The 15014-nt window shown below is 48.7% G+C and carries 13 protein-coding genes, 1 tRNA gene and 2 rRNA genes; 9 read left to right on the plus strand and 7 right to left on the minus strand.

The annotated features are described in order from the left end of the window. The 3 genes from SD53_RS03845 to SD53_RS03860 all read left to right on the plus strand — a co-directional run. Positions 1-660: ribosomal RNA gene (locus SD53_RS03845) — 23S ribosomal RNA — on the plus strand; the annotation flags it as partial. 80 nt (positions 661-740) lie between these two features. Then, positions 741-855 (plus strand): 5S ribosomal RNA (rrf, locus tag SD53_RS03850). A gap of 633 nt (positions 856-1488) precedes the next feature. After that, positions 1489-3516, plus strand: a complete 2028-nt coding sequence (locus SD53_RS03860; RefSeq protein WP_082101772.1) for a S9 family peptidase — start codon at positions 1489-1491, stop codon at positions 3514-3516. A gap of 76 nt (positions 3517-3592) precedes the next feature. Here SD53_RS03860 and fre read toward each other — a convergent pair whose 3' ends face one another. From fre to ubiD, 3 genes are read right to left on the minus strand one after another with little or no spacing between them, the layout of a single operon-like run. Continuing rightward, positions 3593-4288, minus strand: coding sequence for an NAD(P)H-flavin reductase (gene fre, locus SD53_RS03865; RefSeq protein ID WP_046518913.1), 696 nt, complete (start codon positions 4286-4288; stop codon positions 3593-3595). A 15-nt stretch (positions 4289-4303) separates the two neighbouring features. Further along, positions 4304-4582: a 2Fe-2S iron-sulfur cluster-binding protein gene (locus tag SD53_RS03870; protein ID WP_046518914.1), complete on the minus strand. Its 279-nt coding sequence runs from the start codon at positions 4580-4582 to the stop codon at positions 4304-4306. Beyond that, entirely contained in the window at positions 4579-6090 is a 1512-nt protein-coding gene (ubiD, locus tag SD53_RS03875; RefSeq protein WP_046518915.1) for a 4-hydroxy-3-polyprenylbenzoate decarboxylase, read from the minus strand. The genes SD53_RS03870 and ubiD overlap by 4 nt, the downstream gene beginning before the upstream one ends. 217 nt (positions 6091-6307) lie before the next feature. On the opposite strand from ubiD, the gene SD53_RS03880 reads away from it, so the two are divergent. Then, entirely contained in the window at positions 6308-7078 is a 771-nt protein-coding gene (locus tag SD53_RS03880; RefSeq protein WP_046518916.1) for an EAL domain-containing protein, read from the plus strand. 51 nt (positions 7079-7129) lie between these two features. After that, positions 7130-8302 carry a cystathionine beta-lyase gene (locus tag SD53_RS03885; protein ID WP_046518917.1) on the plus strand — a complete coding sequence of 391 codons (1173 nt, stop codon included), beginning with the start codon at positions 7130-7132 and terminating at the stop codon, positions 8300-8302. A gap of 25 nt (positions 8303-8327) precedes the next feature. Here the strand turns inward: SD53_RS03885 and SD53_RS03890 are convergent, their stop codons facing one another. Next, entirely contained in the window at positions 8328-9023 is a 696-nt protein-coding gene (locus tag SD53_RS03890; RefSeq protein ID WP_046519003.1) for a VC0807 family protein, read from the minus strand. A gap of 310 nt (positions 9024-9333) precedes the next feature. Between SD53_RS03890 and bfr (SD53_RS03895) the strand changes: the two genes are divergently transcribed. Beyond that, complete coding sequence (bfr, locus tag SD53_RS03895) at positions 9334-9810, plus strand: bacterioferritin (RefSeq protein WP_046518918.1); 477 nt, start codon at positions 9334-9336, stop codon at positions 9808-9810. Positions 9811-9812: 2 nt separating this feature from the next. Beyond that, positions 9813-10280, plus strand: a complete 468-nt coding sequence (gene bfr, locus SD53_RS03900; RefSeq protein ID WP_046518919.1) for a bacterioferritin — start codon at positions 9813-9815, stop codon at positions 10278-10280. A gap of 63 nt (positions 10281-10343) precedes the next feature. Here the strand turns inward: bfr (SD53_RS03900) and SD53_RS03905 are convergent. After that, positions 10344-10406 (minus strand) — tRNA-OTHER (locus tag SD53_RS03905). 61 nt (positions 10407-10467) lie between these two features. Here SD53_RS03905 and SD53_RS03910 point away from each other — a divergent pair. Together SD53_RS03910 and SD53_RS03915 are read left to right on the plus strand one after the other, a co-directional pair. Further along, on the plus strand, positions 10468-11229 hold the full coding sequence (locus SD53_RS03910; protein WP_052749243.1) for a fumarylacetoacetate hydrolase family protein: 762 nt from the start codon (positions 10468-10470) through the stop codon (positions 11227-11229). Positions 11230-11270: 41 nt separating this feature from the next. After that, a complete protein-coding gene (locus SD53_RS03915; protein WP_046518921.1) occupies positions 11271-12617 on the plus strand; it encodes a cation:proton antiporter in 1347 nt (448 codons plus the stop codon). An 8-nt stretch (positions 12618-12625) separates the two neighbouring features. On the opposite strand, the gene SD53_RS03920 is transcribed toward SD53_RS03915, so the two are convergent. Then, entirely contained in the window at positions 12626-13759 is a 1134-nt protein-coding gene (locus tag SD53_RS03920; protein WP_046519004.1) for an RNA polymerase sigma factor, read from the minus strand. A 5-nt stretch (positions 13760-13764) separates the two neighbouring features. Continuing rightward, positions 13765-14655, minus strand: coding sequence for an alpha/beta fold hydrolase (locus tag SD53_RS03925; RefSeq protein ID WP_241481746.1), 891 nt, complete (start codon positions 14653-14655; stop codon positions 13765-13767). Positions 14656-15014: the final 359 nt, after the last annotated feature.

A 15014-nucleotide genomic window follows, 5' to 3' on the forward strand; every position in this document is an offset into this window, starting at 1 on the left:
TGACTGGGGCGGTCTCCTCCTAAAGAGTAACGGAGGAGCACGAAGGTTGGCTAAGTACGGTCGGACATCGTACGGTTAGTGCAAAGGCAGAAGCCAGCTTAACTGCGAGACAGACACGTCGAGCAGGTACGAAAGTAGGTCTTAGTGATCCGGTGGTTCTGTATGGAAGGGCCATCGCTCAACGGATAAAAGGTACTCCGGGGATAACAGGCTGATACCGCCCAAGAGTTCATATCGACGGCGGTGTTTGGCACCTCGATGTCGGCTCATCACATCCTGGGGCTGAAGTCGGTCCCAAGGGTATGGCTGTTCGCCATTTAAAGTGGTACGCGAGCTGGGTTTAGAACGTCGTGAGACAGTTCGGTCCCTATCTGCCGTGGGCGTTGGATGATTGATTGGAGTTGCTCCTAGTACGAGAGGACCGGAGTGAACGAACCGCTGGTGTTCGGGTTGTCATGCCAATGGCACTGCCCGGTAGCTATGTTCGGAACGGATAACCGCTGAAAGCATCTAAGCGGGAAGCCGGCCAAAAGATGAGTCATCCCTTGTACCTTGAGTACACATAAGGGTCGTTGGAGACCACAACGTTGATAGGTGAGGTGTGGAAGCGTGGTGACACGTTAAGCTAACTCATACTAATTGCCCGAGAGGCTTAACCATACAACGCCCAAGGTGTTTGTGTGTGGTGTGATACAGAATTCGAATCAGCTTGCTTGTTAAAGACACAAAAACAGTTTTTGCCTGGTGGCAATAGCGCTGTGGAACCACCTGAATCCATTCCGAACTCAGAAGTGAAACGCAGCCGCGACGATGGTAGTGTGGCAGATGCCATGCGAGAGTAGTTCACCGCCAGGCTCCCAAATAAGCCAAAGGGCCCAGTCTAACGACTGGGCCTTTTTGCTTATGTGAATTTAGTGGTGGACCATTCGAGCAGGGCATCCCCCATGCGACAAAAACGTCAGGAACGTTTTTGGACCGCCAACGGCGGGTCCCGCAGGGACGAGACCCAGGATGGGGCGAGCACTGTAGTTCACCGCCAGGCTCCCAAATACAGAACCCCGCTCACTGAGCGGGGTTTTTTATTTGCGTTGCCACAGGCGGTCACCAGGGTGAAACAGGAAAAACGGGACGCAAACAGTTTGGCGTCACGCCTGTTTCACGCCGCGCGCTCTGCAAGCGGCCGGACAAGAGGTTCCGCTGTCACCTCACCCTGAACCCCATGGATGGGGTGAGCACAAAAACGTCTGGAACGTTTTTGAACGGCGCAGCCGGCCCGGAGGGTGGAGGGCAGGAGGCCCGTAATAAAGTAGTTCACCGCCCCGGAATTCAAAGCAAATCTGCTTTTTAAAATCCCACAAAAAACACCCTCACAAGCAACTCCACCAATACCCAACCCCAAAACACCCCCATTAGCCGCATCACTCTGGCAATAATCATCCAACACAACCTAGTATCTGCTCAACCCATAATCAGAATAACGAGGTTCAGGTGCATTTATTGATTAAAACAGCAGTTTTCGCAGCGATTTCAGGTATCAGTCTGAGCACAGTAGCTGCACAACAACCCCTGCAGTATGAAGATGTTTTCCAGTTAGAGTTTGTCTCCGATCCGCAGATCAGCAGTGACGGCGATCAGGTGGTTTTTGTGCGTAATCGCTTTGACCAAGCTCTGGACAAACGTATTGGCTCTTTGTGGCTCAGTGAGACCAAAACGGGCCAGCTACGACCTTTAGTGTCAGAGCAGGCGGATATCAGCTCACCTATTTGGTCACCTGATGGCAAAAAACTAGCTTTTATCTCATCAGCTTCAGGTAAACCACAGATCCATATCCGCTGGATGGACAATGGCCAGAGTGGCCAGGTCAGCCACTTACCGGCTTCTCCTTCCGGTTTAAGCTGGTCACCGGATGGGAAATGGCTGGCTTTTTCGATGTTTACGCCAAAAAAAGCAGCAAGTCCTGTGACTTTACCTGGTAAGCCCGAACAAAATGACTGGGCTAAAGCACCTATTTATATCGACACTATGCAATACCGCGCCGACGGCCGGGGCTATTTAGCGGCTGGTTATAAACATATCTATTTGATGGCGGCTGAGGGCGGTACTCCTATCCAGCTCACCAGCGGCGATTTTGATCATGCTAGTGAAATTAGCTGGCAAAACGACAGCAAAGCTTTTTATTTTTCTGCCAACCGTCAGTCGGATAAAAGGGCTCAGGCTCAGAATAGCGACCTCTATAAGCTGACTATTGCAGATAAAAGCCTGACGCAAGTCACTGATCGTTTTGGCCCTGACCATGCGCCCGCTTTATCTGCTGACGGAAAATGGCTGGCTTATCTAGGTTATGACGATAAGAAACTGGCGCATCAAGCCGATCAGCTATACGTGAAAAATCTGCAGTCTGGTGAAGTAAAGGCTCTGACCGCCGATTTAGACCGGGCTATCGACAGCTTCCGTTGGGATGGCGACAGCGATGCGCTTTATATTCAATATGACGATCAGGCGCAGGGAAAAATTGCCTTACAGCCCCTGAATGGTAAACGTAAAGTGCTGGTGGAGCAGGTTGGTGGCACCTCCTACAGCAGACCTTATACCGGCGGTAGCTTCAGTGTGTCGGAGGATGGTGACATCGCCTATACCCAGATGTCGACCCAGGCGCCGGCTGAGCTCGGCCTATGGCAGGATGGTAAAAAGAAACAACTGACCGAACTGAACAAAGACTTGCAGTTGGCCCGCGATATAGGCGACGTAGAGGAATTTTGGGTCACTTCTTCTGTGGATCAGCGTAAGTTACAAAGCTGGCTGATTTTGCCGCCAAGCTTCGATAAAACCAAAAAGTATCCGTTGATACTGGAAATCCATGGTGGCCCTCATACCGCCTACGGCCCTGTGTTTGCGATGGAATTACAACTGATGGCGGCTCAGGGCTATGTGGTGTTGTATACCAACCCTCGTGGCAGTACCAGTTATGGGATGGAATTCGCCAATTTAATTCACCATAAGTTTCCAAGTGAAGACTACAACGATCTGATGGATGTGGTGGATGCCACTGTCGCTAAAGGTTTTATCGACCCAGAGCAGTTATTTGTCACTGGGGGCAGTGGTGGTGGTTTACTGACCAGTTGGATAGTGGGTCATACCGACAGATTTAAAGCCGCTGTGGCGGTTAATCCTGTGATCAACTGGTTTAGTTTTGTGCTCAATGCCGATATGTACAACTACTTTAGCCAGTACTGGTTCCCTGGTATGCCATGGGAAAAACCAGAGCACTACCTGAAACATTCTCCTATCAGCTATGTCGGCAATGTAAAAACCCCCACCATGCTGATGACGGGAGAATCCGATCATCGAACGCCTATTTCTGAGACTGAGCAGTTTTATCAGGCCTTGCAATTACGTGGGGTGGAAACCGCTATGGTGCGGATCCCCGGTGCTTCGCATGGTATCCATATCAGACCCAGCAATATGATGGCGAAACCTGCCTATATCACTTACTGGTTTAACAAATACAAAAAGTAGAGCCGTGGTGTAGCTGTAAATACAAAGGGCCGCCTTATTTAAAGCGGCCTTTTTGTTTTGTGAATTAGCATGTTATTCAGATATAAGCAAAAGCATCGGCAAACATTTGTTCGCGTTTTGCACCTTGCTCAAGGAATGCGTCCCGCACTACACCCACCATAGGGAAAGGACCCGCTATGTAGATGTCGTATGCTTCCAGCGAGACAAAATCTTCCAGTACCGCCTGGTGCACCAGGCCAGAACGGCCTTGCCAGTTATCTGAAGGGCTTTGTACCACAGGTACCAGTCTATAATCGTGATGAGCAGAGGCCCATTGTTGCAGTTCAGGCATATGATAGAGGGCTTCTTCATGACGTACGCCCCAGTATAAAAATACCGGTCGCTTCACGCCTGCTGCTGCTATGGCCTGGGCTATACTGTAGACATAGGAAAAACCAGTGCCACCCGCTAGCAACAAAATAGGGTTATGGCTATCTTCGCGCCAAAAGGCCTGACCTAAACCTACCTCGACAGTCACAGTATCGTTGCTTTGCAGATGAGCTAAAGCCTGACCTGAATACTGATCGGCTACAGCACCGCCAATTTGCAACTCCAACTGTTGCTGACCCGGAATTGAAGCCACAGAAAATGGCCGTTTGTCTTGATCCGTTATGCATAGCTGTAAATACTGACCCGCTTTAAACTGCACTTCTTGTTGTGGTGTCAGCAGTACCTGATGCACACCAGAGGTTAATGGCTGAATTTTATCGACGGTACAAATCACTTTGGTCATGAATAATCCTGCGGCTTAGCCACGAATAAAAGGGTGGTGTAAGGTCAGATCTGACTCGGCATAAGCCAGACAACAATAGGTAAAGTTTTGTGCTTTATCCAGATCAGTCAAAGGTTCAGGTGGCAAATAAGACACAGAGCCAGAGCGCAGTCGGCAGACGCAGGAGGTGCAAACGCCCTGCTTACAACGAAATGGAAAGTCGATGCCATGGCGTAACGCCGCTTCGAGAATAGTTTCGTTGCTTTCCACCTGAAAACTCAGGCCACTGGGTAGTATTGTGACCTGATGGCTCATTTTTGACCCGGTACTTTGAGTGTTTGACTGCTCTGCTCAGCCGGTAGTATACCCAGTTCAGCCCAGATACTATCTACTTTGGCTTTGACGGTCGGGTCCATCACTATAGGTTCGCCCCACTCGCGAGTGGTTTCGCCCGGCCACTTATTGGTAGCGTCTAAGCCCATTTTTGAGCCTAAACCCGACACTGGCGAAGCAAAGTCCAGATAATCGATCGGCGTATTTTCTATCAGGGTGGTATCACGGGCAGGATCCATGCGTGTGGTAATGGCCCAGATCACATCCTGCCAGTCACGCGCATTGATATCGTCGTCACAGACAATCACAAATTTGGTGTACATAAACTGCCGCAGGAAAGACCAGACCCCCATCATCACGCGTTTGGCATGACCAGGGTATTGTTTCTTCATGGTCACAACCGCCATCCGATAGGAGCAACCTTCGGGCGGCAGATAAAAATCAACTATTTCTGGAAACTGCTTTTGCAGAATAGGCACAAAGACTTCGTTCAGAGCCACGCCTAAAATCGCCGGTTCATCTGGTGGACGGCCAGTGTAGGTGCTGTGGTAGATCGGATTTTCTCTGTGGGTGATATGAGTTACAGTAAACACAGGAAAGGAGTCCACTTCGTTGTAATAGCCGGTATGGTCGCCATAAGGGCCTTCAGGCGCCATTTCACCCGGCTCGATATAGCCTTCCAGTACATATTCGGCACTGGCTGGCACTTGCAAGTCGTTACTGATACAGCGAGTCACTTCGGTATTATCACCACGTAACAAGCCAGCAAAAGCGTACTCAGATAAGGTATCTGGCACTGGCGTTACCGCGCCTAAGATAGTGGCAGGATCCGCGCCTAACGCGACTGACACCGGGAAGCGTTGACCCGGGTTGGCTTTTTGCCATTCTAAAAAGTCCAAAGCGCCGCCGCGATGTGATAACCAACGCATAATCACTTTGTTTTTCCCAAGCACTTGCTGACGATAAATACCGAGATTCTGCCGCTCTTTATGAGGGCCTCTGGTGACTGTTAAACCCCAGGTGATCAGAGGGGCTGCGTCACCGGGCCAGCAGGTCATCACCGGAATTTTGCTTAAATCCACCTGATCGCCGGACAGCACTACTTGCTGACAAGGAGCGCGTTTCACCTGTTTGGCCGGCATATTCAGCACTTGCTTGAAAATAGAAAACTTACTGAAGGCATCTTTGAGCCCTTTTGGTGGCTCAGGCTCTTTCAAAAAGGCCAGTAACTTGCCAACCTCACGCAATGCAGCCACATCCGTCTGACCCATCCCCAAAGCGACCCGTTCTGGTGTACCAAACAGGTTCGCGAGGACTGGCACAGCAAAACCCTTAGGATTTTCAAATAATAAGGCGGGACCACCCGCACGTAAGGTACGGTCCGCTATTTCAGTCATTTCCAGATAAGGGTCGATTTCCATCGAGATTCGTTTGAGCAATCCGCGTTGCTCCAGCTGACTGATAAAGTCACGCAGGTCTTTGTATTTCATAGGGCTCAGGCTCTGCTAAGTAGAGGACTATTATACATGGCTGACTTAGGCAAACCAGCCTGTACTGTGGTTGCGACAAGGCAAATACGGCCTGAACGCAAACTAAGACCAATTTGATTTCACCAGTCATTTTGTCGAACTGAGCGCAGTTCACTTGCATTCACCGGGTCTGGTCATCTAATGTGATAGGCAAACCATTGCTTTTTGGGTTACTTTTATGGATTTTCCAGAACAAATCAAACAACAAAGCTGCATGGACTGCTTAAGCGGCCAATCTTTAGGTTTTGAGATCCGTATGGCTTTTCAGCCGATCATTGATTGGTCCTCACAAGACATAGTGGGCTATGAAGCTTTGGTGCGTGGACCCGAGGGGCAAGGTGCAGGTTGGGTTTTTGAGCAGATTAATGATAACAATAAATACTACTTTGACCAGGCGTGCCGTGTGAAAGCGATCGAGACAGCCTCTAAACTTGGGCTGAAAAAATTGCTCAGCATTAACTTTTTACCTAACGCAGTGTATAACCCTGAAACCTGCATTCGTGCCACTATCGAGGCTGGCGATATGTTCGGCTTTGATATCACTCAAATTATGTTTGAGGTGACAGAAGGCGAGCAAATTACCGATCAGGCTAAATTAAAACGTATTTTTGAAAGCTATGCTAAACGTGGTTTTATTACCGCTATTGATGATTTTGGCTCTGGTTATGCCGGTTTAGCCTGGCTGACTTCGTTACGACCGGCGGTGTTGAAGTTAGATATGGGATTGATCCGGGATATCGATAAGGACACTGTAAAACAAGCTGTGCTGAAGGGGATTTTGACCGTGTGCTGCGAGTTAAAAACCAGAGTATTGGCTGAAGGTGTCGAAACCAAAGCGGAGCTGGATTATTTGGCTGAGGCGGGTATTGATTGGTTTCAGGGGTATTACTTTGCTAAACCGCAGTTGGAAAAACTACTGAGTCATTCAGAGATCCAGGTCTGGCGTTAATGACCATTTCGCTGTAGATTATCGGACATCTGGATGTCCAAGGTCTTTCTGATGAAAAAAGCAACTCAACTAATCCATGCGGGCCGCGGTAAAGAGTGGACTGGCTCCGCGGTTAATCCGCCCGTAGTACGAGCTTCTACTATTGTGTTTGACACTATGGCTGAGCTAAAGCACGCGACAGCGCATCGTGGCGACCGAGTGCCTTATTATGGCCGCCGTGGCACGGCGACTCACTTTGCGTTGCAGGATGCCATCTGTGATCTGGAAGGTTCAGCCGGTTGTGCTTTGTACCCTTGTGGTGCAGCGGCCATTAACGCTGCCTTACTGAGCTTTTTAAAACAGGGTGATCACCTGCTGATGGTCGACACCGCCTACGAACCTACCCGGGCCATCTGCGATAAGTTATTGGCAGGCCTGGGCATAGAAACGACTTATTACGATCCATTGATTGGGGCAGGCATCAGTGCGCTGATCAAAGCCAATACCAAAGTGATTTTTCTCGAGTCTCCGGGTTCTCTGACCATGGAGTTGCAGGATATTCCGGCTATCAGTGCTGTCGCTAAAGCTCATCATATAGTGTTGATGCTGGATAATACCTGGGGTACACCGGTGCTGCTGGATGCTTATGGCCTGGGGGTGGATGTGTGTATTCAGTCGGCCACTAAATACATAGTGGGGCACTCAGATGCCATGCTGGGTATCGCCACGGCCAACGAAAAATACTGGCCACAACTACGTGAGTACAGCTACCTGATGGGCTATTGTGCGTCGGCGGATGATGCCTATTTGGCCAGCCGTGGTCTAAGAACCCTGAAGGTGCGGTTAGCTCAGCATCAAACCAATGCATTTACCATCGCAAAATGGTTACAACAACGACCTGAAGTTGAGACCGTGCGTCATCCAGCTTTGCCTGAAAACCCTGGACATCAGATTTTTCAGCGTGATTTCCATGGCAGTAATGGCTTGTTTTCTTTTGTACTAAAACAAGGCGATGCCAAGGCTGTGGCGGCATTTATTGAAGGTATGCAGCATTTTAAGATGGGCTTTTCCTGGGGTGGATACGAGAGTCTGATTATTCCGAACTTCAGTATTCAAAAACTAAGAACCGCCAGTCCTTGGCCTTATTCAGGCCCGCTGATCCGTTTACATATAGGTCTTGAAGATACAGAAGATTTAATTGCCGATTTAGCGGCAGCATTCGAGCGCTTTCATCAGGCGCTGTAATCACAGCGCCTGATGTTGTTGTCTGTTATTGTCGGAGAAAGGATTCAATACTTTCGCCTGTCACTTTGCCTATCTGACTAAACAGATACCAAATCGCCACCATTAGCATCAGGGTACAAGGCAAAGCAATCACCGGAAAACTTAGCGCCGTCATCTGTGCCAGCTCTTCATTAAAAGCAGGAGTGCCGGGAGCACTGACCAATAAGTATTTCGCCAGACCATAATTCAGTACCGAGGATACAACAAAAGATCCAGCCACCAGATAGGCACAGTTTTGTAATTTAGCGGCAAAGAGTTGTTCTGCATTATTGGCTTTTAAACAGGCTTCCAGTTTGGCTAGGTCCATCAGGTCATCGTTCAGCAAAATTTTCTTCACCAACGGATACTTACTGCGTTGGCTGACTAACACCAATAGCGCAATAATGCCGGGTACAGCAGCTTCTTTGACTGCGATATAGGCTGGATCGAGCTGCAATAAGCTGATGCCGCCAGTCAGTAACACGCTGATCACCCCGAGCACTGATAAAAAGTTGACCTTTTTACTTTGCTGCAATTCCCACAAACCAAAACCTAGCGGAAAAGCTAAAGCCACCACTAAAGCCCAGACCGGGCCTAATTGCTGATCTTCGCTTAATTTACTCAAAATCAGCGTCGGAATAACGATATTGAATATCAGATTCACTAAAAAACCTGATGATTTTTTCTTTTCTGTTTGACTCATAAATTCCAGCCTTACTGCCTGTTTTGTTGTCATAACGGCTTAGTGTGGCGCCGAGTATATCTGATTTAACCTGAGTTACGCAGTATCAGGCCGAACAGTTGTATTCGGCCGATGAAAAGAGCTGTAGCACAATCATTTGAACAAAAGCGTTAAGCTACTGATTTAAGGAGTGTTGCAAAAACTTAGCAAGAACTCTGGCATTAAAGCGAACCATTCGCAATGTCATATCATTGATTTTATTGGTTTTTTATTGATTTTGGTGAGGTTTCGGCTAGAATAAACACAAATTTTGAATCTGCAGGTACCAGCTATGAAAGGCCAACCTTTAGTGCTCGCTAAGCTCAACGAGGTGCTGACCTCAGAGTTAACCTCTATTAACCAGTATTTCTTACACGCCCGTATCTATAAAAACTGGGGTTTGGCTCAGCTCAATTCAGTGTGTTACAAAAAATCGATCAAAGATATGAAGCAGGCGGATGAGCTGATTGAGCGTATTTTATTCCTCGAAGGCCTGCCAAACCTGCAAGCTTTAGGCAAATTACGTATTGGTGAAGATACCGAAGAAATGCTGCAGTGTGATTTGGATTTTCAGCACGATCAGCTGCCGTTATTACGTGACGCCATCAAATTATGCGAACAGCATCAGGATTATGTCAGCCGCGAATTGCTGCAGGAAATTCTGGAGCACGAAGAAGAGCATGTCGACTGGATTGACACGCAGCAGCAACAAATTGCTTTAGTAGGCTTGGAAAATTACCTGCAAAGCCAAATGGGTTCAGGAGACTAACAATGAAAGGTAATACACAGGTTATCGCAGCGTTAAACGAGCTGCTGTCGAATGAACTCAGCGCCATGGATCAGTATTTTATCCATGCCCGTATGTATCACGACTGGGGCTTAAGCAAACTGTTTGAGCGTATTGATCACGAAGTGACGGATGAAAAAGCTCATGCGGCAGCTCTGATTGAACGTATTTTGTTTTTAGAGGGCACACCGGATTTATCCAAACGTGATCCGTTGCAAGTCGGCACTGACGTGCCATCCATGCTACAAAATGATTTAAACGTGGAATACACCGTCGGCGCCTTGCTGAAAAAAACCATAGCGCTGTGTGAATCTGTGCAGGATTACGTTACCCGCGATTTGCTGATGACTTTATTGGATGACACCGAAAACGATCATGCCCATTGGCTGGAACAACAGCTGCGTCTGATCAAGCTGATTGGTTTACCCAACTACCTTCAGTCGCAAATCTAAGGCTGTTGTCTGTTCGTGAAAAAAGCACCTTCGGGTGCTTTTTTGCTTCCGGTAACCAGAAATTGGAGCGGGTGACGGGAATCGAACCCGCGGGAAGCTTTCATTCTGCCATTGAACTACTCCCGCAGGCGTCTTAAAGTACAAAGCCCTGTAAAGGCAAGTCAACCAATATCTGAAGGATTTTAGCGTGACTCCAGAACAAATTGAGCAGGCCGCGGCCTGGTTGGCGAATTATCGTCGTCGTGGTGAAGCCGCACCTTTATTACCTGCCGAATTGCGTCCTACTTCATTGGCGGAAGCTTTTGCGATTCAACAATGGTTGTTTATTGAGTTGGATTGGCCTGTTATTGGTTGGAAAGCCGGGCTGCCGGGGCCGGATAAATGGGTGCTAGCGCCTATAGCTAATCTGCAACAAGGCGAGCTTTGCTTGTTTGAACAACATTCAGAGCAGTACAGCATTGAACCTGAGCTGGCATTTTTACTGGCGAGGGATTTACCGGCCCGCGCTGAACCATACAGTGAAGCTGAGATCAAAGCGGCGATAGCCGCCACCCATTTAGCGCTGGAGCTGATTATACGGCCTTACCAAGCCGATGCTGGTGCAGAGTTTTTCGATCAACTGGCGGCTGGTTTATTTAATCAGGGGTTATATATAGGTCCTGCGATAGCAACCGACAGTATTCCACACCACTTCGAGCTGGAGCTGGATTATGCAGGTCAGCCACAGCAGTTCGCTGCGCAGCACCCGAATTTGGACCCGCTATTGCCTTTGTATTGGTTGGTGAATCATTTAAGCGCTCAGGGGATAGGTTTAAAGCAAGGCCAATGGGTGATCACTGGCTCTTACGCAGGCGTAGTGCAAGTGCCTGCGAATACAAAGTTAAAGTTGCAGTTTGGGTCCTTTGGTCAAATCAGCACTCTTTGCCGTCATCAGGCTGTGATAAGCTAATTGACTGATTTTGTTATTTGTACTGGCATGGAGAACTCTGGATGGAATTTTTACCAGCCTGGCCTTTGACTATTACACCACTGTCATCTTTTGGTTTATTGCTGCTGATTGGCAGTTTAGGTGGTTATCTGGCGCACCGTATTTCCTGGTTGCCCAGTATCACAGGATTTATGCTGGTTGGGTTTTTGGTTGGGCCCAGCGGTTTAGGTTTGCTGACCGAGTCTGTATTGAAAGACTCCCGTATTCTGATCGATATAGCCTTGGCATTGATTTTATACCGGCTGGGTTCGTCACTGGATTTACGCTTTTTACGCCAGTCACCGCGTTTGCTGGTGATAGCTCTGGTAGAAAGTAGTCTCACCTTTGCTGCTGTATTTAGTCTGTTATGGTTATTTCAGATGCCGCTGGTGTTGGCCGCCTTAATTGCCGCTATTTTGGTGTCGTCTTCCCCTGCAGTGTTACTGCACGTTGCCCATGAAGTTGGAGCCAAAGGCCCGGTCACCGAAACGGCGAAGTCGCTGGTGGCTTTAAATAACCTGTTGTCTTTTTTGGCTTTTGCTTTTGTGGTGCCGGTTTTGCTGGTAGAACAAGATGCCAGCTGGCAGCAAATTGTGCTGCAACCTTTGTATTTGCTGCTAGGTTCCGCCTTGTTGGGTGGTGTGATTGCCTGTGGACTGCATTTTTTAACCAGCCGCACTCAAAGTGCGGTGCAGTACAAACTGGCGTTAGTGGTTGGCGCTTTGATGTTATGTCTGGGGCTGGCGCAGCAATTAAAACTTTCGGCGCTTTTTGCTCCTTTAGTAGTAGGCATCGTAGTACGCAGTATGGAACGTGACGACGTGGTGTCTGCGTTGGAATTTGGCAGCGCCTTTGAGCTGTTTTTTATCGTGTTGTTTGTATTTGCTGGCGCTAATTTGCATTTTGCCGAGCTGGTGGCTTTTGCCCCTGTCATTATGGCGCTGGTGGCGGTTCGTTGTGCCGCCAAGTGGTTTGGTGTCAGTGTCAGCTCTGTATTGTTAGGGCAAACAGTGCGAACCGGCGCTTCGTCCGGCTTGCTGCTGATCCCCATGGCAGGTCTGGCGATAGGACTGGTACAAAGCTCCAGCCAATTAGTACCCGAACATGCGGCTGTGATCAGCGCTATAGTGCTGGGTGCTGTTACAGTGTTTGAAACCATAGGGCCTCCTATCGCCTCTTATGCCTTCAGGCTAGCTGGCGAAACCGAAGCTCAGGCCTCTGCTGCCATGACGGATCAGGCACCACAGCATCCCTGGCAAGCCGATGGCACTGTAGCCGTGGATTTGTCTGCTTTGCATGCACCAGAACCAACAGAGGCTGTGCCTGCTGAGCCGTCTGCACCGAAACGATTTAAATTCTGGCGCTGGTGAGCGAAAGTCTATTGCCAGCGGCCACTTTGGATTAAGCCATAAATCAAACCAAATAAGCCTGTACCATAACCTGCGGTCATACCCAACAGACACCAACGCATATTTTTGCGATTCACTCTGGCAAGCTCTGCAGCATCTGGGTACTGCCGTTGCAGGCGTGGATTAATGATCTGCTGTAAGCGCAGTTGGCTATAGCTCAACCCCGCGATAAAGACTGCAAAAGCTGCCAGTGGTGCCCAGACTCCGCTGGTCAGCTCGTAGGCTGCAGTGAGTAAAAGCCCTGACATCAAAACCCAGAGAATCGTCTTATTGCGTAAGGTTTTTAATGCGGCTTTTTCATCTTCACTATCGGCTTTACTCAACACCGGCTTCATAGCCAGGATCACACCCGCTACTGCTGCTAAAGCGCCAATCATTGCTCCGCCCAGCAGTACTGCTATTTTCGCCAGCCAGCCACTGTGTTGGGCTGCCACAGAGACAGAAGTCGCTGCGGCGACAGGAGGCGCAACACTGGTCAACGCTGCGGCAACCATAGCGCTAAAACCTAAGCCTGGTGCCGTACTTAATACCAGTTGGCCGTAACGGGTTAATAAGTTGTCTTTTAACTGCTCCCGTACTCTGGACAGTTTTTTCCTGACATTGGCATCGCTTAACCCCAATAAATCAGCTACTTGCTGACTAGATTGCTCTTCCCGGTAGTAAAGTAAAACAATCTCTCTGCTGTCTTCCGGTAACTGACTGATAAAGTCCTGCATGATGATTTGTTGTTGCTCACGTTCCAGCACATCCTGCATTGAGGTGGTGGGGTCAGCAAAGTTTTCCAGTAAAGATTCTGCCTCTTCTCCCAGTATTTTTTGTTTGACCTTGTTATCCCGCAGGTAGTTGTAACTGCGATGTCGGGTCATTTGCCTCACCCAGGGTAAAAAGCTGGCGGGTTCGCGCAGTGTGGCTAACTGTTGCCAGATATGTATAAATACTTCTTGTGCGACTTCTTCACTGGCGTCCAGATCCTTTACTATGGCTAAGGCTATACCTGTGACTGTATGGCGACATTGAGTAATCAGACGCTCAAAAGCGCTGCGATCCCCTGCTGTGGCTGCGAGCACATCAGGTAATAATTTCTGTTCCACACTGGTTAACATTTTCATTATTCCTTTATGAAATCAGTGATTTGCGCTAAAAGCCATTCGGGCTGATCCCACATCATAAAATGACGTGCCTGCCAGTTAAAGTCCAGTCGCGCTTGCGAAATGGTGTTAATTTGCTGTTGATACAAGGCCTGAACTGCAGGGCGCATGATTTCTGAAGCTACAGCACCTCCAGCGCCTAATAACAAAACCGGCTGCTGAATTTTATGCACTTCACTTCTCAGATCTGTGGTTAAAAGTTCAGCGATCACTGCGCCCACAGTGGCCGGATCGGACGCGCCTGCCATTGCTGTGATTATTGCTGCATGCTCCGGCCTGCTGACCTGAATCGCCATACCTTGTTCTGTACTTGCGGCCAGTTGGGCTGGGGTCATCTGCTGATAATACTGCTGCATCATTTTTGCCTGAGGAGCCATTTGTGCCACAGTGGTGGCGCTGTCTCGGCTAAAGACAGGGGCCAGATAAGGTAAACCATCTACCGCTATTAATTTACCCGTTAGCTGTGGATAGGAACTTGCGAGCTGAAAAGCCAAAAACGCGCCCATGCTGTGGCCTATGAGTACCGGCTGCTGCAACTGCTGGTGTCGGATATAGTCTGCCAGTTCAGCAGTCACTTCTGTTAGTTTTACAGGGGTCGACAAGGCTGGAGTTCCGGCAAAACCGGCCAGGTTGATCAAATGTAGCTGATAGTTTGGTTTTAATGCAGTTGCCAGTTGCTGCCATACCCGCTGATCCGACATCAATCCCGGGATCAGAATAATAGCTTTGCCTTGGCCCTCTACCAGCACCTGAAAGCTGGAGGTCCGGGCCTCATCTGCTTGAAGGCTTTGGCTTAGCAACATAAAGACTGCAGAGCAGAGCAGCATAAAAGCTTTTTGTTTTAACATCATGGTCACTCCTGAAGTTGAATCAAGCTGCACTGTTTGGCAGCACTGGTACTAAGTACCGTCAGCTATGAAGGCTGTGACACCTATTTGAATAAATATTTCAGACTTCTATACTTCTGGCTTTCTATTTTGTTGGTCGTTTTGTAATCTATCAGGCTTGAGCACTAAACAAATACCCGTTAGGGTGAGTAAGAAAGCTAAAAAAACACCCAAACTAAGTGGAGTTGCAGCAAGCTGGCAAGTGCGCGAAACCAGGGGAGCACAGTTGTTCTGTGTGACCGCAGTAAGAGCGCGAAGTCAACACAACTGCGGCTTTAGGTACGAAGGGGATAAAAACCACAGTATGAAACTGTAGGCAGTGC

The organism is Rheinheimera mesophila, assembly GCF_000986865.1.
In the GTDB taxonomy this organism is placed as follows: domain Bacteria; phylum Pseudomonadota; class Gammaproteobacteria; order Enterobacterales; family Alteromonadaceae; genus Pararheinheimera; species Pararheinheimera mesophila.

What these genes read in the sequence shown, in the direction of transcription:
- fre (WP_046518913.1), bottom strand. Translation starts at nt 4,288, where the DNA reads ATGACCAAAGTGATTTGTACCGTCGATAAAATTCAGCCATTAACCTCT.
- SD53_RS03870 (WP_046518914.1), bottom strand. Translation starts at nt 4,582, where the DNA reads ATGAGCCATCAGGTCACAATACTACCCAGTGGCCTGAGTTTTCAGGTG.
- ubiD (WP_046518915.1), bottom strand. Translation starts at nt 6,090, where the DNA reads ATGAAATACAAAGACCTGCGTGACTTTATCAGTCAGCTGGAGCAACGC.
- SD53_RS03880 (WP_046518916.1), top strand. Translation starts at nt 6,308, where the DNA reads ATGGATTTTCCAGAACAAATCAAACAACAAAGCTGCATGGACTGCTTA.
- SD53_RS03885 (WP_046518917.1), top strand. Translation starts at nt 7,130, where the DNA reads ATGAAAAAAGCAACTCAACTAATCCATGCGGGCCGCGGTAAAGAGTGG.
- SD53_RS03890 (WP_046519003.1), bottom strand. Translation starts at nt 9,023, where the DNA reads ATGAGTCAAACAGAAAAGAAAAAATCATCAGGTTTTTTAGTGAATCTG.
- bfr (WP_046518918.1), top strand. Translation starts at nt 9,334, where the DNA reads ATGAAAGGCCAACCTTTAGTGCTCGCTAAGCTCAACGAGGTGCTGACC.
- bfr (WP_046518919.1), top strand. Translation starts at nt 9,813, where the DNA reads ATGAAAGGTAATACACAGGTTATCGCAGCGTTAAACGAGCTGCTGTCG.
- SD53_RS03915 (WP_046518921.1), top strand. Translation starts at nt 11,271, where the DNA reads ATGGAATTTTTACCAGCCTGGCCTTTGACTATTACACCACTGTCATCT.
- SD53_RS03920 (WP_046519004.1), bottom strand. Translation starts at nt 13,759, where the DNA reads ATGTTAACCAGTGTGGAACAGAAATTATTACCTGATGTGCTCGCAGCC.
- SD53_RS03925 (WP_241481746.1), bottom strand. Translation starts at nt 14,655, where the DNA reads ATGATGTTAAAACAAAAAGCTTTTATGCTGCTCTGCTCTGCAGTCTTT.